Raw genomic sequence first — 17356 nt, 5'->3', positions numbered from 1 at the left:
TGAGGCGGTATCACTGCTTGTAAAAGATTAGAAACCTTTGAACGAAAGGGAGAATGAAAAGCGTGAAGGTAGCTTCTCTAATCGAATAGAGGGTAAGAATCAGAGTAATAGTTCAAGTATGGCTTCTGGATACTATAGTCTGACATGCTATCAATCTATTTCAGAAACTGGACAAATTGTAGTAACTTTCCTTGAAGGAACTGAAGTGGATTTATAAGAGAGTGTGACCGGGAAGTTGCAGTCTTTTTTTGGGTTTTAATGATATAATGAGATTATAAACGTCGATATTGTTTTAATTTTCTGGAGGATGTGTAATGTTGAATTTAGTAAAAGGTCACCAAGTTAGCTTGGTAGAAAACCTGTTTGAATCATTTACAAAGTTAACTGAACATCATTTGATGGCGAATGTACACGCAGAAAAAATATTAGAGGTTTTTCAACACTTTATTGCGATTCATGACGAGCCCTTGTTTTTTATTTTGGAATTGCCTGTCAGTATTGATAGAGAAAAAGTGATAGCAAAGAATATTATCAAGGAATCCCATAAGGATGTTTATTATATTGATGGTTGTTCAAGAGAGGAATGCCTAGCACTGTTGATTAGATACGGTGATTTGCTTATTAATGATGGACTTAGTCAGTTTGGATTTGGTGGTCATAAAAGTCATGATGAGATCATGCTTGATAGCTATAATATTGTGACAATTTATAGTAAAGAACTATCGAAATTTAATGACTTTTTTGAGCCTCATAATATTCAATTTGTTGAAGAACTAGTGACAGCTTGGAAAACTTTTTCTAAGACCTCCCCAGGAATCTCTGAAATCTATGAAAGTAATGGAAAAACTGTTTATGATTTGCCTGAAGAATTAGCTGAATGGGGAATATATTTAGCTGAAACTCGAACAGAATAGGTATAACTATAGATTAGAAAGAGAATATTTCAATTCCTTAAAATTTTATTTAGAGCAAAGGTGGATATTGAAGTTGTAAGATAAATAATGATTATTTATGGCAGAACTCTGGTTCTGCCTTTTTTATTTATGAAGTATATGAAATATGGCATAAAAGACTAAAGAAAAAATGCAAAACGTTTAATAAATTAGAATTTTCTTGCTACTTTTTGAAAAATATTTTTTCCTTACAGAATCCTTAAAAATATTTTTTATACTATTTACAAGATTAAAGGAGGAACAAAATATGAGCAAATATATTTTGGAAACAAATGAGCTAACAAAAGTTTTTGGAAAACAAAAAGCTGTAAATAATGTGTCATTAAAAATTGAGGAAAATTCAGTATATGGATTACTAGGACCTAATGGTGCAGGTAAATCTACGACATTAAAGATGATTACAGGTATGTTACACAAGACGTCAGGTGAAATTATGTTTGAAGGACATGAATGGAGTAGAAATGATTTATCAGATATTGGTGCTTTAATCGAGATGCCACCCTTATACGAAAATTTAAGTGCAAGAGAAAATCTAAAAGTTAGAACATTATTACTTGGATTACCTGATGCAAGAATTGATGAAGTTTTAGAAATTGTAGATTTAAAAAATACCGGAAAAAAGAAAAGCGGTCAATTTTCTTTGGGGATGAAACAAAGATTAGGTATTGCAATTGCTTTATTAAATAATCCTAAACTATTGATACTAGATGAACCGACAAACGGATTAGATCCATTAGGAATTCAAGAGTTACGAGATTTAATACGAAGCTTTCCAAAAAAAGGAATAACAGTAATTCTGTCTAGTCATATTTTAGCAGAAGTGGAACAAACTGCTGATCATATAGGAATTATACATGATGGAGAATTAAAATATCAAAACACAATTAATCATAATGAAAATTTAGAAGAACTTTTTATGGATGTTGTAAAGAATGGAAAGAGGGTGTAGCTTAATGAAAAATTATATTTTTGCAGAAAATTTGAAACACAAACACAGTTTTTTGTTGAAGATATTATTTATTGCACCAATTATATCTTTACTTGTTGCGTTTGTATTAATGCCATTATATTTTAGTGTAAATGCATATAATTGGTGGTATGTGATGATTATGCCAGCAACTTTCACTTTAATACCAGCAATGATGCATAGAAAAGAGGAAAGAAAATTAAACTACCGAGCAGTTTTTTCACTTAATGTTGATTTAAAAAAAATATGGATATCAAAAATACTAACAGCTTCAATTTATCTAAGTATAACTGCTATTTTGCATATGCTAGGAGTATTTGTTTTTCAATTTTTCATTGGAGAACAATTAACAGGAAACTATGCATTCACGACATTATTATTCGCAAGTGTATTATTGGTTATAACTAACATATGGCAAGTTCCGTTTTGTTTTTTCCTAGCTAAAAAGTTTGGGTTTATAGCAAGCATTGTAGTAAATGCTGTATTAGGTCTTGTGGTAGGAATTTTGTTAGCTGACGGTTCTATGTGGATTTATTGCCCTTATTCTTGGGGGATTAGATTGATGGTACCCGTTATGCGTATTTTACCGAACGGTGTGCCAACAGAAGTATCAAATCCAATGATTTTAAACACATCCTTACTTGTTCCTTGTATTTTATCAATATGTTTGTTTACATTATTGACTTTCATTACTGCAAAATGGTTTTCTAAGCAAGAGGTGAAGTAATGATGAATATATTAAAATCAGAGTTTTATAAATTGAAGCATACATGGATTCCCTGGGCTCACTTTATCTTACCTGTTTTATATGCACTAATATTTTATGGGGCAGCAACATTTACAAGTCTAAAAAATTTTTCTTATATGGATATCATACTGAATTATTTTGTGCTTTTAGGTGCTATCTTACCAATAATATTTGGTGCTATCACATCTAAGGTTGTTGACATGGAAGCAAGTGCTGGACGATTTCAAGTGATTCTATCAACTACAAAATCCAGAAGCAAGGCTTATGGCGGAAAACTTATAATGCTCTTATTGAGTTTTCTATTTTCTATAAGTTTAGCAGTTTTTATATTTGCAATGCTATTTGGTAATCAAGCGACTATGGCTTGGTTAATTGAATTATTATTAGTTTTTATAGGATGTTTATCTACATATATGATTCATTTATGGGTATCACTTATGTTAGGTGGTGGTGCATCTATTGGATTGGGATTTGTGGAAACGTTGATTGCTTTACTTTCAATAACCAATTTAGGTGAAAATATCTGGTATTTTTTACCTTGTACTTGGGCATCGAGATTATCTGCAACATATATTGTTGGAAGTGAATTGGCTGATAGCTCATATTTAATTAAAGAGTTTACCATGTGGGGCTATGTAGCAATACCTATTACAGTAGTCATTTTTACTGGCTCTTTATTATGGTTCAATAGGTGGGGTGGAAAGTCAATCAGTGAATAATAGCTCTAAATGTATTTGTAAATGGAATATGGTATAATAATAAAATATTTATAAATATGGAGGTGGTTTGGTATGGCAAGAATTCTTGCTATAGATGATGAATTAGATATGCTGACTCTAATCAAGAATATTTTAATAAAAGGAGATCATATTGTTGATATTTACCAAACCACGGTAGATATTGATGAAAATAGTTTGGGGAAATATGACTTAATATTACTTGATGTAATGATGCCAGAGGTTGATGGAATCAGCTATTGTAAAAATATACGTAGCAAAGTGGATTGTCCGATTATCTTTTTAACTGCAAAAGCAATGGAAACGGATATAGTAGATGGCTTATTAAGTGGAGGAGATGACTATATTACCAAACCATTTGGTGTTGGTGAATTGTTAGCAAGGGTAGAAGCTCATCTGAGAAGAGAACAAAGAGAAAAACATTCGAGTTTAAACTTAGGGAATATAAGATTTGATTTATCCTCCAATCAAGTATTTGTGAAGGAGGAAGAAATTCATCTGACAAAGTCTGAATATCAAATTTCGAAGCTTTTAGCAAAGAGAAAGGGACAAGTTTTTTCAAGAGAACAAATATATGAAATGATTTTTGGATTTGATGGGATTGGTGATTCTTCTGCCATATCAGAACATGTAAAAAATATTAGAGCAAAGTTCTTAAAATTTGGTGAAAATCCAATTTCTACAGTTTGGGGGATTGGTTATAAATGGAATTAATTAGAAAAGGACAGTCGCTCAAAATAGTATTTCTTAAATACTTAATGACTGTTGGAGTTGGTTTAGGATGTGCCATCGTACTAGCTTTATTAACTTTTACAGCGTTTTATAGTGTTGGTTTGATTCTTCCGGCTAACCATACAGAAAATTTATTACAAGAAAATAAATATAAAATTTTAAATAAAATAGACTTTGATGAAGCATTGATACCTAAAGGAGCTAGCTATATGTTTTTATCGCCAGATGGTGAAGTGATAAAAACTAATATGGATGAAGCTATTCAACTGAAAGCTAAGAATTTTCACAATCATGAGGGATTTTCAACTCCATATTCTTCATTTATAGAATTTAAAAGGAATGATGGATATGTATTAATCCATTATTCACTGGAGCCACACTACAATAATGATTGGATGGAAAAATATTTCCCTAGTGTAGATTTACTATTAATATTTTTATTAATCATTTTCTTTTTAATGAGTGCATTTGTGGCTACTCTAATCTGGGCAAAACGAATAACAAGGCAATTATCGCCAATGCTAGAGGCATCAGATAAAATCGCCAACCAAGAATTAGACTTTGAAATAGGAAGTTCAAATATCAAAGAATTTAATGATGTCTTAAATAGCCTTGATATAATGAAAAAAGCCTTAAGTGATTCATTAAGAGAAAATTGGATTAAAGAAGAGAATAAGAGAAGTCAGATATCGGCATTAATGCATGACTTAAAAACTCCGGTTTCTATTGTCCAAGGTAATGCTGAATTGTTAAAGGTAACTGATCTAACTGATGAACAAAAAGATTATGTAGAGTACATTATAAAAAATTCAACACGTATATCAGATTATACAAAAGCTCTGATGGAGATGAATCAGTCAATTAAATTAAACTCGTTGAATTTAAAAAAAGTAAAGGTGTCAGAAATAATCGAAAGAGTTAGTGAAATAGCGAGAGAGATTACACTAGTACATGACCGTACTATATCTAAATCTATTAATTGTGAAGATTCAGATGTAATGATAGATATACAATTATTTGAAAGAGTCATTCAAAATATATTTAGCAATGCTATTCAATATTCACCAGACAAATCCAACATTGAATTACTAATAATGACTACAGATAAGATACTTTCAATATCTGTGATAGACGAAGGCCCAGGATTTTCTAATGAGGATTTAAAACGAGGAACGGAACAATTTTACCGTGGAGATAAGAGTAGACATTCAGCTACAAACTATGGTTTAGGTTTATATAATTCTTGGAAAATAATGTTATTACATAATGGACGCATCATATTAGAAAACAACTCGGATAAACATGGTGCAAGTGTAAAGTTAGAATTACCATTACTATAATAGAACAGGAATTGTTTTCAAATGGAATTTATTAAAAATATATCCTTTTTGCTTTTGGTGTAGAATAGAAAATTTACTCCGCTATCAAGCAAGAATCTTACATAGTAGAAAGCTAAATTCAACAAACAAGCTTCAGTTTGTTGAATTTAGCAAGGTACAAGTTTTTATGAGATGAAACCTATAAAATTTGTACGGATACTGTAGGGTAAGAAAAAATATTTTCATTCTAAAGTTTAAGTTTAAACATTAACTCTATCCCTTTCGTTCTATAATATAGAAGTTTACTAGCACCACATGAGGAGAAATCATGAGGGATATTCTCAGTTGAATAAGTAAGAGTATAATCTACATCTCCAAAGTAGGAGTGGCTAGTTCCAGCAGAAAGACCTTCATAGGTTTTATAACTGAATAGATCGACTTACTTTGTTGTCGAATTTTTCCTGTTCTTCAAGTAATTCTAAGGAATAGACGACAACTTTAAAATCAAATAAGCTAAAAATGCTCTAAAATCATTAAATTGACATAAAAGTGTTTTTTATTGTCAAAATATACAATTGAAAAAATTTCCAGTTTTTTTAAAATCACTTTCTTAGATGACAATTTAATCAAAATATGATATAATACAGAAAAAGTAAAAATAACAAAAGTAACTTACAGAAGTAAAAGAAAAAAAGTAAATAGATAGCCACGGCGGATATTCCTTTCATCGTTTAGAAGGAGTTGCTGTGGTTATCGTTGTCGCTGAGCTAATTAATTGCTCTTATTACTTAGATGAAGTTACTTTTATTATTGAATTAATTTGAATAATAATAATGATCAATGAAAGTACTCATCGATATTCCCTTTATGCAGTTTAGAGCACAAAGGAAAATAGTACTGATTTGATCGTTTTTTTCTGTATTGACATCATAAAACACAGTAAGAACCTTCAGTCATAATAAACAAGGAGGTAACATGAGATTTGTTGTCAAAAGACTTTATCTGAATTTAAATTCGGATAAGGTTTTTTATTAGCCTTGATTCTTTCATATACTTCATAACTAAATTGGAGTAATAATTTATGAAAATCGTTATCCTCACTATTATTACTTGTATTTATGGCTTGTTTATGTCGTTCAATATGAGAAAGAGCTCTTCTCAAATTTTCTCCTTTTAATTTGTTCATATTTATATTATAAACTGAAGACAGCTAATTTTGATATTTTTCTCTGAACTGTACGATTTTGCGCCTGAAATGTAGGAATTACCTTTCGTTGTGATGTGATAAAACTTACAAGTTCTTTTTGTTATTCTTGACCTAGTTTTTATAGAAAGAAGGTCTAAGATGTTAAATAAAGTCAAAACTAAAGCCTTAATTAGTGTTGGAGCAGTGGCTGCGACTAGCTTTATTCTCATGATGGGATATACTGCTGGTCAACATTCTACTGCTAAACAAAGTCGCAAAGAAATCGAATTGGCTGCAGCTAAACTTGTAGAGGACAAACAAGCAGAAGATAAAGCCAGCATTTTGTCATCAGATACTGTAAAAGAATTTTTGACACAGTACTATACGAAAGAAAAGCTCGGAGAAAATAATACACGTATTCAACCTTATATGACTGAATCAGCTTATTCTCAAGAATTGTCAAGTCAAAATGATGCCATGAACCAAGTTTATAAGGACTATATTTTGGATTATCATTTTGAAAAAGCAGATATCTTTGTCAATCAGACTACGAATCAAGCCATTGCCATGGTCTCTTATAATGTAACCTATGTATCTGATTTAAAGAATGCCAACCAATCAAAGACAAATCAAACAGAAACCAGAACTGTTAAATTGTCCTATTCTAAACTACCTGGTAAGTTATTGGTCAACCAAGTACAGGTTTGGAAATCTGGGTTAGATGATTTAGATAAGGCAACTCCCAAAACTTTAGAAGAATCCTCATCTGTTCCATCATTACCAAATACTACAACAAAATGATGATATTGCATGGAAATAGAAGAATGTAAGCAAATTTCAATTCTTGATGTAGCCAATCGTTTAGGTATCTCCTTTAAACAAGTTTCGAGCAGTGTCTATGAACATCCTGAACACGATTCATTTCGGATTTTTTCAACTACCAATACTTTTAAATGGTTTTCAAGAGATATTCAAGGTGATGTCATTGATTTTGTTCGACTTGTTCAGGGAATTTCCTTTAAAGAAGCTCTAGCCTTTCTTTCTGAAGAACCTTTTCAAAAAGAAGCTGTTCAAGAAAAAAGAGAGAGACCATTTTATTATCCTTTAAAGAGAATAGAAGATTCTAACTGTAGTCTGGCCAGATATTACTTAACAGAATGTAGAGGAATTTCAGAAGAAATCGTACAAAGGATGATTCAACAAGGTTTAATAGCACAAGCCAGCTGGAAAACAAATGAAACAGTTGAACCTGTTATTGTTTTTAAAATCTTTGATCATCGTCACAAGCTGCAGGCAGCAAGCTTACAGGGGATTTATAAGAATCACTCTCTTCCTAGAGAGAGGCTGAAAACGATTCTAAAAGGAAGCCATGGATATGTTGGAATATCCTTTGATATTGGTAAACCAAATAGACTGGTCTTTTGTGAATCGTTCGTCGATTTGATGAGCTATTACGAACTTCATCAACAAAATCTATCTGATGTTCGTTTGGTATCTATGGAGGGATTAAAAAGGTCTGTTGTCGCTTATCAAACTTTACGACTGATAGCTGAAGAAAATCAGAAATTGGAATTTTTAGATACAGTAATACCTTCAAAGTTATTGCCTTTAATCAATACAATTCGTGATACAACCAGCTATTTTGATAATCATCCTGATTTATTGACACTGGCAGTAGATTGTGATGATGCAGGTAAAGATTTTTCTGATAAGTTATCTCAAGCTGGATTGCCTGTTTTACTGGATTTACCTGATAATGAATCTGGGAAAGAAAAAGTAGACTGGAACGATATTCTTCGAGAAAAGAAATCAGATTTACAATTGATGATCGAGAATGCAAAAGAGACATTTGGAAATCCACCAGTAAGACAAACCTCTCAATGTTTAGAATTGTGATAACAAAATCAAGATGTTTTAGCTAATATTAGAATGAAGGAGGATCGTATATGACCATTATTGAACGCTTAGAAGAAAAGGTCACTAGGCAAGAAAGTAAGGTAGCAAGAGAGACAGAAAAACTAGCTGCTTACAAAGAGCAACTGGAGACAGCGATGTTTGCGACGTTCAAAAGGCGTCAAAGCATTAGTCACATGAGTTTTGAAGAAGCTCTTGACCATGCATTTGGCAAAGAAAGACAATTCGATGATTCTGAATTTAGAAAGGATGAAATGAGTGAATGACAAAAGATTGGAATTTTAATCAACCATTGGAAAGTAAATCAGAAAATCAAGAAGATCCAGATAAAATTGCGTCCTTATTTGGAAATCATCAAGGAGGTAATGATGTAAACTATGAAGCAGCTTTTCAAAAGCGCAAACAAGCACCTGTGACGGAATCAAATTCTAGTTCTAAACCCAAAGTTACAGAGGTTAGAACAGGAAAAGAGACAGATATCACTACAAGTTATCAGCAACATCTTAAAAGACTTATTGCAGATAACAATAGCGATATTCAAAGTAGTCAAAAGAAAATTGAAGAGCTACATACGCTGATTGACACAAAGAATAAAGACAATAAGAAATTGCAGTCAATTTATGATGCGATTTCCGAATTACACTAAGCAGTCCTGATAGGCTGCTTTTTTTGAGAGGTTATAGATGTTTACAAAACTTTTTAAGAAAAATCACGACAATAGTGATGTATTTAAAAAGCTGATTCATAGACTATCTGATATGTCTGTCCAAGATCTTGAAAAAATAGACCGACTGCTAGATATCATTTTCACTCCAGATCAAGGATCAGAACAACTAAAAACAGAAGCAACTTACAGAGAAGAAACTTTGGACGACACATTAAAAGAAGCTAAGAATCAACTTCATAAGGAACAATTGGAGAAGAATTTAGAGAGATTTAGGAAAAACAATCAATAACGCACCAACGATTCTTTTTTTATTTTCTATTTTTTCTGGTTCTTTATCTTTTTCAAAAGTTATAACTTTCTTAAGTGATGGTTTCCTAACAATGTAAGTATAAATTAAGCACAGTTTATGATTATTTTAAATCTTGGGGGTTATTAAACTCTTGATTTTTTCCAGCAGCTATGGTATTCTTTTGTTAGTTAATAAACTTACAAAAGGAGAACAAATGTTTTCACCTACTAAATTAAAAGAAAAAAGAGAAAGTCAAGGATTATCACAATCTCAACTTGCATCCAGTTTGGGAATCAGTAGAGCTTCATACTTTAATTGGGAATCAGGTAAAACAAAGCCTAATCAAAACAATCTAACCAAATTGAGTCAGATTTTGAATGTTGATCCTCGATATTTTGAATCAGAGTATGAAATAGTTGAAACTTATCTCAAGCTAACTGAAAAGAATCAAAAAGCGACACTTCATTATGCAAAAGACTTATTGAACAATCAAAACTCTAAAGTTGTAGAAGTTTCTGAACGATTTGCTTATAAGGTCTATGAAAAATTATCAGCTGGTACAGGAACAGCTTACTTTGATGATGGTAATTACGATACAGTTTACTTCAATCATCAATTTGATTATGACTTTGCATCATGGGTGTTTGGTAATTCAATGGAACCGACGTATGAAAATGGTTCTGTAGCCCTTATTAAGCAAACAGGATTTGATTATGATGGAGCTATTTATGCGATAGATTGGGATGGTCAAACCTATATTAAGAAAGTGTATCGTGAAGAAAATGGACTTCGTTTAGTTTCACTCAATCGGAACTATTCAGATAAGTTTGCACCTTATGATGAGAATCCTCGCATTATAGGGAAAATCGTTGGGAACTTTATTCCTTTAGAGGACTAAGTATGAGTTGGTTTGATTATAGTCTCGAACCTAATAGTGACATTGCCTTTATTGATATGAAATCTTTTTACGCAAGTGTAGAATGTGTAGATAGAGGCCTGCATCCACTTAAGACTTCACTTTGTGTTATGAGTCGTGCTGATAATTCTGCTGGTTTAATCCTTGCTTCCTCTCCTATGTTTAAAAAGGTCTTTGGAAAGTCGAACGTTGGACGTTCCTATGATTTACCATTTGATGTAAAGACTCGCAAATTCTCTTATTATAATGCTAAGAAGCAAGGTTTACCGACAACGATAGACTATGTCCGCTATATAGAGGAATGGGCAAAATCAACCGTGATTGTTTCTCCGAGAATGGATACTTACATTGCTGTCAACATGGAGATTCAAAAAATCTTTCAAGATTTTGCAGCACCAGATGATATTTATCCCTACTCAATTGATGAAGGATTTATTGATTTAACAAGTTCATTAAATTATTTTGTACCAGATAAAAGTATTAGTAGGAAAGATAAATTAGATATTATTTCGGCTGCTATTCAAAAAAAGATTTGGAGAAAAACTGGAATCTATTCAACTGTAGGCATGTCTAATTCCAATCCCTTATTAGCTAAGTTAGCACTAGATAATGAAGCGAAAAAGACTCCGACAATGAGAACCAATTGGTCCTATGAGGATGTCGAAAAGAAAGTATGGACTATCCCTAAAATGACAGATTTCTGGGGAATTGGAAATCGCATGGAGAAGAGATTACATAATTTAGGTATCTTTTCGATTAAAGAATTGGCTCAGGCTAATCCTGACTTGATTAAAAAAGAGCTTGGTATCATGGGTCTAGAGTTATGGTTCCACGCCAATGGGATTGATGAAAGTAATGTTCATAAACCTTATAAGCCAAAGTCAAAAGGGATAGGGAACTCTCAAGTTTTACCAAGAGATTATATTAAACAAAGAGATATTGAAATTATACTTCGTGAGATGGCAGAACAAGTTGCAGTTAGATTGAGAAGAGCTGGTAAAAAAGCAACAGTAGTTTCTATACATCTAGGCTACTCTAAAGTGGAACAAAAGCGTTCTATCAATACTCAAATGAAAATTGAACCAACCAATCAAACAGCACTACTGACAAACTACGTTTTAAAGTTATTTCACACTAAATATACTTCAGGAGCTATCAGGAATGTTGCGGTTAACTATTCTGGTTTAGTGGATGAATCCTTTGGATTGATTTCATTATTTGATGATATTGAAAAAATAGAAAAAGAAGAAAGGCTCCAGTCCGCAATCGATGCTATTCGAACAGAATTTGGTTTCACTTCATTATTGAAAGGAAATGCCCTGGATCAAGCTTCTAGAACCATTGCAAGAAGTAAACTCATTGGTGGTCATTCAGCTGGAGGATTAGATGGTTTAAAATGATGAATCGTTCTTATTTACCTTTTATGTCTGCAAGAGAGTATCAAGATCGTGGGATGGCTAAGTGGATGGGATTCTTTTTGTCAGAACATTCAAGTTCTCTTTGGGAAGAAAAAAATAAAGAAGATATCTCCATTTCCCTATCAATGGAAGAGAAAGTTTTATTTGTTCGTCAACTTTATACGAATGTGTTCCCTGCAACTTTTGTTTTTAAGTTCTCCAATAGAAGAAAAGTAGTATCGGGTATTGTTAAAGAGATTGGAAAAGAGTTTATATCTATTAAATCAGACACTGGTTTTCTTCGATTAGAATGGTCAGATATACTCGATATCCAGATAGAAGGTGAGGAATTACATGAATCGTAAAGAATTATATGATGATAAATTGCAGCTGGACTATTTTTCTGATTCTTATTTAAGGTTTGAGTCAGATTTTTATAAGTATTCTGCTTTAGACATACCATTAACATTTATCACTGATGATATTTTACGCACAATGGCTATGTCTCAAAAACATTATTTTAAACTTAATAAAAGTAAATCTTTAGACGGTCGTGACCATTACTTTGTTTTTTCTATCAAGATGAACAAAGACAGTAGTGGGATTAGACAGTATGAGTATCAGAGACATTGTTTTAGTTTGTAAGAGTCCGACAGGGCTCTTTTTTCTGTGATAATTTTATCAAAAAGTATTTGTTATACTTTTTTTAATTTAGATTTATCTTGGGGGTTTGGGGGCGGAGCCACCAAGTTATCTTATCGTTGGCTGTCAAAATTGGAGGATTTTGGTCGGCTGGCGATATGATTTTTGAGATATTGTGGACACAATATCTGAGCTCGCAAAGCCTTACAAAAAAGTTGAATCTATTTTGTAAAACGTACTGACAGTGTCTGTAAGCTTACATTGTCAGTACAAGTATCTATGAGAGAGGATAAATCATATGAAAAGAGATATACGTAGTATTCGGAAGCAATTTCGCTTAACAGAAACGGAAGAAAAACAAATACTAGATTTAATGAGAGAGAAAGGAGATGATAATTTTTCTGATTTTCTCCGTAAAAGCTTACTATTATCTGATGGACAAAAACAGATGGAAAAATGGTTCAACCTTTGGAAAAAACAAAAGTTGGAACAAATTAGCCGTGATGTTCATGAAGTATTCATAATTGCTAAAACAAATCATCAGGTTACTCACGAACATGTTTCTATTTTGTTAACTTGTATTCAGGAATTAATTAAAGAGGTAGAAAATACAAGTCCTCTTAGTGAAAATTTTCGTAACAAATACATGAGGTAGTAGAGTGGAACATCGATATAGAACAAATTTAAAAAAAGTCTTTCTATCTGATCTAGAATTAGTCAAATTGAATGAAAATATCTCAAAAAGTAACTGCTTATCATTCTCAGAATATGCTCGACGAACCCTACTTGACCCTAGCATGAATTTTATCACCATTAATACAACTGGTTATCAAGATTTGATTTTTGAATTAAAACGAATAGGAAATAATATTAATCAAATAGCCAGGAGTATAAATTATTCTAATTTAATAACGGAAGTTGAATTATATGAATTGAGAAAAGGTATAGAAGAGTTAATAGTAGAAGTGGAGAAAGATTTTCTTATTCAATCTGAAAAATTGAGGAAATTTTATGGTCATCACTAAACACTTTGCGATTCATGGAAAAAATTATCGTAGTAAACTAATCAAATATATTTTGAATCCAAGTAAAACAAAAAACCTAACACTAGTTTCAGATTTTGGTATGAGAAATTATTTAGATTTTCCTAGTTATGAAGAACTAGTGAAGATGTACAATGATAATTTTTTAAGTAATGATAGTCTTTACGAATTTCGTCATGATAGGCAAGAAGTAAATCAACGAAAAATTCATTCTCATCACATCATTCAGTCCTTTTCTCCAGATGACCATCTTACTCCCGAACAAATCAATCAGATTGGTTATGAGACAGTTAAAGAGTTGACAGGAGGTAGATTTCGTTTTATCGTAGCAACTCATATGGATAAAGATCATATCCACAATCACATCATCCTAAATTCAATTGATCAGAATTCTGATAAAAAGTTTCTATGGGATTATAAGTCAGAACGTAATCTACGAATGGTTTCTGATCGTCTTTCAAAAATTGTAGGTGCAAAAATTATAGAAAATCGTTATTCTCATCATCAGTATGAAGTTTATCGCAAAACAAATTACAAATATGAAATAAAACAACGAGTATATTTTCTAATCGAGAACTCGAAAAATTTTGAAGATTTCAAGAAAAAAGCAAAAGATTTACATTTAAAAATTGATTTTAGACACAAGCATGTTACTTTTTTTATGACTGATTCAAATATGAAGCAAGTCGTACGTGATAGTAAATTGAGTAGAAAACAACCTTATAATGAAACTTATTTTAAGAAAAAGTTTGTTCAAAAGGAAATCATAAACATCTTAGAATTTTTACTTCCGAAAACGAAGAATATGAATGAATTGATTCAACGAACAGAATTTTTTGGATTAAAAATAATTCCGAAAGAAAAACATGTTCAATTTGAATTTGATGAGATTAAGGTTTCAGAGCAGGAATTTGTAAAAACGAATCGGTATAGTGTTAGTTATTTTCAAGACTATTTTAATAACAAAAATGAAACTGTTGTCTTAGATAATAAAAATTTAGTTGAACTTTACAATGAAGAAAAGCTAATTAAAGAAAAAGAGTTGCCGACAGAAGAGGTGGTATGGAAATCCTATCAAGATTTCAAGAGAAATAGGGATGCTGTTCATGAGTTTGAAGTAGAGTTGAATCTTAATCAAATAGAAGAAGTAGTAGACGATGGAATTTACATTAAGGTACAGTTTGGTATCCGACAAGAAGGACTTATTTTTGTACCAAATATTCAAATCAATATGGAAGAAGAAAAAGTTAAAGTATTTCTCAGAGAAACTAGTTCTTACTACGTATATCATAAAGATTCAGCAGAAAAAAATCGCTTTATGAAAGGTAAAACTTTGATTAGACAATTTAATCTTCAGTATGAACCGCAGTATATGTATAGAAGAATTTCTCTTAGCAAAATTAAAGAAAAAATAGAACAATTAGATTTTCTTATATCTGCGGAAAATAGTTCGAATGATTTTGAAGATATATCAAAGGATTTCATTGCCCAAATATCATATCTAGAGAATATGATTGAACAAGTTCAAAATAAAATTAATGATTTAACTAGTTTAGAGGAAGTATTGTTGAAATATACGACAAATAGTTCTAGCAATTTAGAAAATAGTATTCAAGATAAAAGTTCAGTAGATAAAATAGAGAAGGATTTATACATTTATAAAGGAAAGATTGAAAAACTGAAGGAACAACATAGAGAAGCAATAAATTTATTTGAAATGTTTAATAAAACAATAAAGAAATATAAGAAAAAACAAAATATGAAATCTATTGAGGAAAATGAGATACATTTAGAGTAAACAGTTTCCTAAAAAGTATATATAGAATAGTTTCATGTGCCAATTTGTCACATATTTAAAAATAAGAAAATAACTATATTATACTTGTTTTAGGAGACATTAGATGTTGAAAAGGATTAGAGATTTACGCGAGGATACTGATTTGACACAAGAGTATGTTGCAAAAACAATCTTAAATTGTACAAGATCAGCGTATTCTAAAATGGAATCAGGTACCAGATTAATCTCTATAGATGACCTTATCAAACTTGCAGATTTTTATAATGTAAGTTTAGATTACCTTGTAGGTCGAGTGGATAATAAAGAAGACCATTACTCCAAAAAGTATTAGGTTAAGAAAGCACATTGACAATTAAATAGTCCAAAATGGTACTTTCCTCATTTGTGGAGCAGTTTTGAATGGCTCGCCATGATAAGAGCGACATTAAAACCATCAATAAAATAGAGCGATACTTTATATGCCATGATACAAATGATATACAATGATACTTCTGACCGTTCAGGCTGCCACCGTAAAAGAGCAGCAAGTGAAATTCTTATGATGACTTCATCAGTCATGCCATGGAGGTGAAAAAATCTAAGAAAGGAAGTAGTAAAATCATGGAAACAGTAAACTATAAAGATTTAGTTGCGATTGGTTTTCCAGAGCACACATCGAGAAATATTATTAGACAAGCAAAAAAGATTGCGGTAAAAAAGTTTGAAGAAGCTAGAAAAAATAATAAGAATGCGGTACAATTAGGATGTTCACCTTTCGATAATAAAAGGTTAGGCATTGCTCCTAAAAATATTGTAGAAAATTTAATTGGTATTTCTTTTTCAGATATAGAAGGTGAGAAAAATGGTTATATCAAAGACAAAGAAATATAAAGGTGTATACAAAGATTCAAAAGGAAAAATTTATTTTCAAATTGAATTAGGAGTTGATCCAATAACTGGGAAAAGAATTCAAAAGAAAGGAAGGAAAAATCAACAGGGACTACCGTTTAATTCTTTTAAGGAAGCATATGAAGAGATACTTCGTTTAAAACATGAATTTGTGAACTCTACTATTAATAATAGTTTTCTAACTTTTAGAGAGTTTATGGAAGAGATTTATTTAAAATATTATCAACAAAAAGTTCAATTTGTAACTTATCAAACCGCTTTACCACATCATCAGTTATTTATTAAGCAATTTGGTAGTAAAAAATTATCAGATATTAGTACTATTGACTGTGAAAGATTTCGCTTAGCTATTATAGACATGTATTCTAGTAACTATGCTAAAAATATGTGGTCTAGATTTAAAGCATGTCTGGGCTATGCAGAAAGATTGGGTTATATTGATAGAGTTCCTTTTAAAGGATTAGATAATCCTAGAGGAAAGCACCCTGATACAAAATTTTGGACATTTGATGAATTTAAGAAGGTAATAAACTCTTTTGATATTAGTGAGTATGAGGGACTCCATAATTACATGACGATCTGGTTATATTTTATGACTGGTTTAAGAGTTAGTGAGGGTATTGCTCTTAAATGGGAAGATATTGATTTTGAACGTAAATGGATTCATGTTCATTCGACGATTGAGAAGGATAAAAACGGTGTATGGTATGCTAAACAACAAACAAAGACAGTAGCAGGGAATCGTAAAATTGATTTAGATGATTTTACAATTACAATACTTAAAAAATGGCGAGAAGTTCAAATCAAGAATGATGATAAAGATTATGTAATATCACGTTTTGGTGAGCCCTTGTGTAAGTCTACAATCTCTAGGATAATAAAAAGGCATGCTAAGATTACAGGTGTACCAGAAATTACGGGGAAAGGATTAAGACATAGTCATGCATCTTATCTTATAAATGTGTTACATAAGGATACTTTATATGTTTCATATCGATTAGGACATGCTGATAAGTCAACCACGTTGAATACATATAGTCATTGGTATTATTCAGGTGATTCAACAATTTCAGAAGAGATTACAAGCAGTTTAGATAATCTTGGATTATCAATTTACCTACCAAATTCCTGCCAGAGTTGAAAATTGAGGAATTAACCCA

General features: G+C 31.4%; 22 protein-coding genes. 21 read left to right on the top strand and 1 reads right to left on the bottom strand.

Features of this window, described 5'->3' with window-relative positions:
* The first annotated feature begins 314 nt into the window (after positions 1-314).
* The 6 genes from NML75_RS06880 (at position 315) to NML75_RS06855 (ending at position 5477) form a co-directional block, all read left to right on the top strand.
* Complete coding sequence (locus NML75_RS06880; RefSeq protein ID WP_234550626.1) at positions 315-914, top strand: hypothetical protein; 600 nt, start codon at positions 315-317, stop codon at positions 912-914.
* A 286-nt stretch (positions 915-1200) separates the two neighbouring features.
* Complete coding sequence (gene pcfF / locus NML75_RS06875; RefSeq protein WP_023918138.1) at positions 1201-1902, top strand: lantibiotic protection ABC transporter ATP-binding protein PcfF; 702 nt, start codon at positions 1201-1203, stop codon at positions 1900-1902.
* Between the two features lie 4 nt (positions 1903-1906).
* Positions 1907-2647, top strand: coding sequence for a lantibiotic immunity ABC transporter MutE/EpiE family permease subunit (locus NML75_RS06870; protein WP_254804296.1), 741 nt, complete (start codon positions 1907-1909; stop codon positions 2645-2647).
* Positions 2647-3387, top strand: a complete 741-nt coding sequence (gene pcfG / locus NML75_RS06865; protein ID WP_105025945.1) for a lantibiotic protection ABC transporter permease PcfG — start codon at positions 2647-2649, stop codon at positions 3385-3387. The genes NML75_RS06870 and pcfG overlap by 1 nt, the downstream gene beginning before the upstream one ends.
* A gap of 72 nt (positions 3388-3459) precedes the next feature.
* Positions 3460-4119 carry a response regulator transcription factor gene (locus tag NML75_RS06860; RefSeq protein WP_004252839.1) on the top strand — a complete coding sequence of 220 codons (660 nt, stop codon included), beginning with the start codon at positions 3460-3462 and terminating at the stop codon, positions 4117-4119.
* Positions 4110-5477 carry a sensor histidine kinase gene (locus tag NML75_RS06855; protein WP_105025944.1) on the top strand — a complete coding sequence of 456 codons (1368 nt, stop codon included), beginning with the start codon at positions 4110-4112 and terminating at the stop codon, positions 5475-5477. Before NML75_RS06860 ends, NML75_RS06855 begins: the two co-directional genes overlap by 10 nt.
* A gap of 967 nt (positions 5478-6444) precedes the next feature.
* Here NML75_RS06855 and NML75_RS06850 read toward each other — a convergent pair.
* Positions 6445-6642 (bottom strand): hypothetical protein, encoded by a 198-nt coding sequence (locus NML75_RS06850; RefSeq protein ID WP_049512659.1) that lies wholly within the window; start codon positions 6640-6642, stop codon positions 6445-6447.
* Positions 6643-6801: 159 nt separating this feature from the next.
* Between NML75_RS06850 and NML75_RS06845 the strand changes: the two genes are divergently transcribed.
* From NML75_RS06845 to NML75_RS06775, 15 genes are all read left to right on the top strand, one after another.
* Positions 6802-7443 (top strand): hypothetical protein, encoded by a 642-nt coding sequence (locus NML75_RS06845; protein ID WP_000933083.1) that lies wholly within the window; start codon positions 6802-6804, stop codon positions 7441-7443.
* A 9-nt stretch (positions 7444-7452) separates the two neighbouring features.
* Complete coding sequence (locus NML75_RS06840; RefSeq protein WP_074324737.1) at positions 7453-8538, top strand: toprim domain-containing protein; 1086 nt, start codon at positions 7453-7455, stop codon at positions 8536-8538.
* 50 nt (positions 8539-8588) lie between these two features.
* Entirely contained in the window at positions 8589-8822 is a 234-nt protein-coding gene (locus NML75_RS06835; protein ID WP_000152419.1) for a DUF5965 family protein, read from the top strand.
* Complete coding sequence (locus tag NML75_RS06830; protein ID WP_049512663.1) at positions 8819-9202, top strand: DUF5945 family protein; 384 nt, start codon at positions 8819-8821, stop codon at positions 9200-9202. The genes NML75_RS06835 and NML75_RS06830 overlap by 4 nt, the downstream gene beginning before the upstream one ends.
* 37 nt (positions 9203-9239) lie before the next feature.
* The gene (locus NML75_RS06825; RefSeq protein WP_049512666.1) at positions 9240-9512 is read left to right on the top strand and encodes a hypothetical protein; all 273 of its coding nucleotides are present in this window, start codon (positions 9240-9242) and stop codon (positions 9510-9512) included.
* Between the two features lie 214 nt (positions 9513-9726).
* Positions 9727-10410, top strand: coding sequence for a LexA family transcriptional regulator (locus NML75_RS06820; RefSeq protein ID WP_049512668.1), 684 nt, complete (start codon positions 9727-9729; stop codon positions 10408-10410).
* A gap of 2 nt (positions 10411-10412) precedes the next feature.
* Positions 10413-11828, top strand: coding sequence for a Y-family DNA polymerase (locus NML75_RS06815; RefSeq protein WP_234550632.1), 1416 nt, complete (start codon positions 10413-10415; stop codon positions 11826-11828).
* Positions 11825-12190 carry a hypothetical protein gene (locus tag NML75_RS06810; protein WP_049512671.1) on the top strand — a complete coding sequence of 122 codons (366 nt, stop codon included), beginning with the start codon at positions 11825-11827 and terminating at the stop codon, positions 12188-12190. The genes NML75_RS06815 and NML75_RS06810 overlap by 4 nt, the downstream gene beginning before the upstream one ends.
* Positions 12180-12470, top strand: coding sequence for a DUF5960 family protein (locus tag NML75_RS06805; RefSeq protein ID WP_001080186.1), 291 nt, complete (start codon positions 12180-12182; stop codon positions 12468-12470). The genes NML75_RS06810 and NML75_RS06805 overlap by 11 nt, the downstream gene beginning before the upstream one ends.
* A gap of 295 nt (positions 12471-12765) precedes the next feature.
* Entirely contained in the window at positions 12766-13122 is a 357-nt protein-coding gene (locus tag NML75_RS06800) for an SAG1252 family conjugative relaxosome accessory protein (protein ID WP_049512673.1), read from the top strand.
* A 4-nt stretch (positions 13123-13126) separates the two neighbouring features.
* Positions 13127-13492: a MobC family plasmid mobilization relaxosome protein gene (locus NML75_RS06795; RefSeq protein ID WP_105025942.1), complete on the top strand. Its 366-nt coding sequence runs from the start codon at positions 13127-13129 to the stop codon at positions 13490-13492.
* Positions 13479-15308: an SAG1250 family conjugative relaxase gene (locus NML75_RS06790; RefSeq protein ID WP_254804295.1), complete on the top strand. Its 1830-nt coding sequence runs from the start codon at positions 13479-13481 to the stop codon at positions 15306-15308. The genes NML75_RS06795 and NML75_RS06790 overlap by 14 nt, the downstream gene beginning before the upstream one ends.
* A gap of 103 nt (positions 15309-15411) precedes the next feature.
* On the top strand, positions 15412-15639 hold the full coding sequence (locus NML75_RS06785; protein ID WP_037606785.1) for a helix-turn-helix domain-containing protein: 228 nt from the start codon (positions 15412-15414) through the stop codon (positions 15637-15639).
* 269 nt (positions 15640-15908) lie between these two features.
* The gene (locus NML75_RS06780) at positions 15909-16178 is read left to right on the top strand and encodes a DUF3173 family protein (RefSeq protein ID WP_049512680.1); all 270 of its coding nucleotides are present in this window, start codon (positions 15909-15911) and stop codon (positions 16176-16178) included.
* Positions 16150-17337 carry a tyrosine-type recombinase/integrase gene (locus NML75_RS06775; RefSeq protein ID WP_105025940.1) on the top strand — a complete coding sequence of 396 codons (1188 nt, stop codon included), beginning with the start codon at positions 16150-16152 and terminating at the stop codon, positions 17335-17337. The genes NML75_RS06780 and NML75_RS06775 overlap by 29 nt, the downstream gene beginning before the upstream one ends.
* The last annotated feature ends 19 nt before the right edge of the window (positions 17338-17356 follow it).

This window comes from Streptococcus sp. CF4-3, assembly GCF_024295385.1.
Classification (GTDB): domain Bacteria; phylum Bacillota; class Bacilli; order Lactobacillales; family Streptococcaceae; genus Streptococcus; species Streptococcus infantis_I.
This window is presented reverse-complemented; position numbering and strand designations above follow the sequence as displayed.

Bases quoted from the DNA above. Each gene is read 5' to 3' on its own strand.
- NML75_RS06880 (WP_234550626.1), top strand. From the start codon at position 315: ATGTTGAATTTAGTAAAAGGTCACCAAGTTAGCTTGGTAGAAAACCTG.
- pcfF (WP_023918138.1), top strand. From the start codon at position 1,201: ATGAGCAAATATATTTTGGAAACAAATGAGCTAACAAAAGTTTTTGGA.
- NML75_RS06870 (WP_254804296.1), top strand. From the start codon at position 1,907: ATGAAAAATTATATTTTTGCAGAAAATTTGAAACACAAACACAGTTTT.
- pcfG (WP_105025945.1), top strand. From the start codon at position 2,647: ATGATGAATATATTAAAATCAGAGTTTTATAAATTGAAGCATACATGG.
- NML75_RS06860 (WP_004252839.1), top strand. From the start codon at position 3,460: ATGGCAAGAATTCTTGCTATAGATGATGAATTAGATATGCTGACTCTA.
- NML75_RS06855 (WP_105025944.1), top strand. From the start codon at position 4,110: ATGGAATTAATTAGAAAAGGACAGTCGCTCAAAATAGTATTTCTTAAA.
- NML75_RS06850 (WP_049512659.1), bottom strand. From the start codon at position 6,642: ATGAACAAATTAAAAGGAGAAAATTTGAGAAGAGCTCTTTCTCATATT.
- NML75_RS06845 (WP_000933083.1), top strand. From the start codon at position 6,802: ATGTTAAATAAAGTCAAAACTAAAGCCTTAATTAGTGTTGGAGCAGTG.
- NML75_RS06840 (WP_074324737.1), top strand. From the start codon at position 7,453: ATGGAAATAGAAGAATGTAAGCAAATTTCAATTCTTGATGTAGCCAAT.
- NML75_RS06835 (WP_000152419.1), top strand. From the start codon at position 8,589: ATGACCATTATTGAACGCTTAGAAGAAAAGGTCACTAGGCAAGAAAGT.
- NML75_RS06830 (WP_049512663.1), top strand. From the start codon at position 8,819: ATGACAAAAGATTGGAATTTTAATCAACCATTGGAAAGTAAATCAGAA.
- NML75_RS06825 (WP_049512666.1), top strand. From the start codon at position 9,240: ATGTTTACAAAACTTTTTAAGAAAAATCACGACAATAGTGATGTATTT.
- NML75_RS06820 (WP_049512668.1), top strand. From the start codon at position 9,727: ATGTTTTCACCTACTAAATTAAAAGAAAAAAGAGAAAGTCAAGGATTA.
- NML75_RS06815 (WP_234550632.1), top strand. From the start codon at position 10,413: ATGAGTTGGTTTGATTATAGTCTCGAACCTAATAGTGACATTGCCTTT.
- NML75_RS06810 (WP_049512671.1), top strand. From the start codon at position 11,825: ATGATGAATCGTTCTTATTTACCTTTTATGTCTGCAAGAGAGTATCAA.
- NML75_RS06805 (WP_001080186.1), top strand. From the start codon at position 12,180: ATGAATCGTAAAGAATTATATGATGATAAATTGCAGCTGGACTATTTT.
- NML75_RS06800 (WP_049512673.1), top strand. From the start codon at position 12,766: ATGAAAAGAGATATACGTAGTATTCGGAAGCAATTTCGCTTAACAGAA.
- NML75_RS06790 (WP_254804295.1), top strand. From the start codon at position 13,479: ATGGTCATCACTAAACACTTTGCGATTCATGGAAAAAATTATCGTAGT.
- NML75_RS06785 (WP_037606785.1), top strand. From the start codon at position 15,412: ATGTTGAAAAGGATTAGAGATTTACGCGAGGATACTGATTTGACACAA.
- NML75_RS06780 (WP_049512680.1), top strand. From the start codon at position 15,909: ATGGAAACAGTAAACTATAAAGATTTAGTTGCGATTGGTTTTCCAGAG.
- NML75_RS06775 (WP_105025940.1), top strand. From the start codon at position 16,150: ATGGTTATATCAAAGACAAAGAAATATAAAGGTGTATACAAAGATTCA.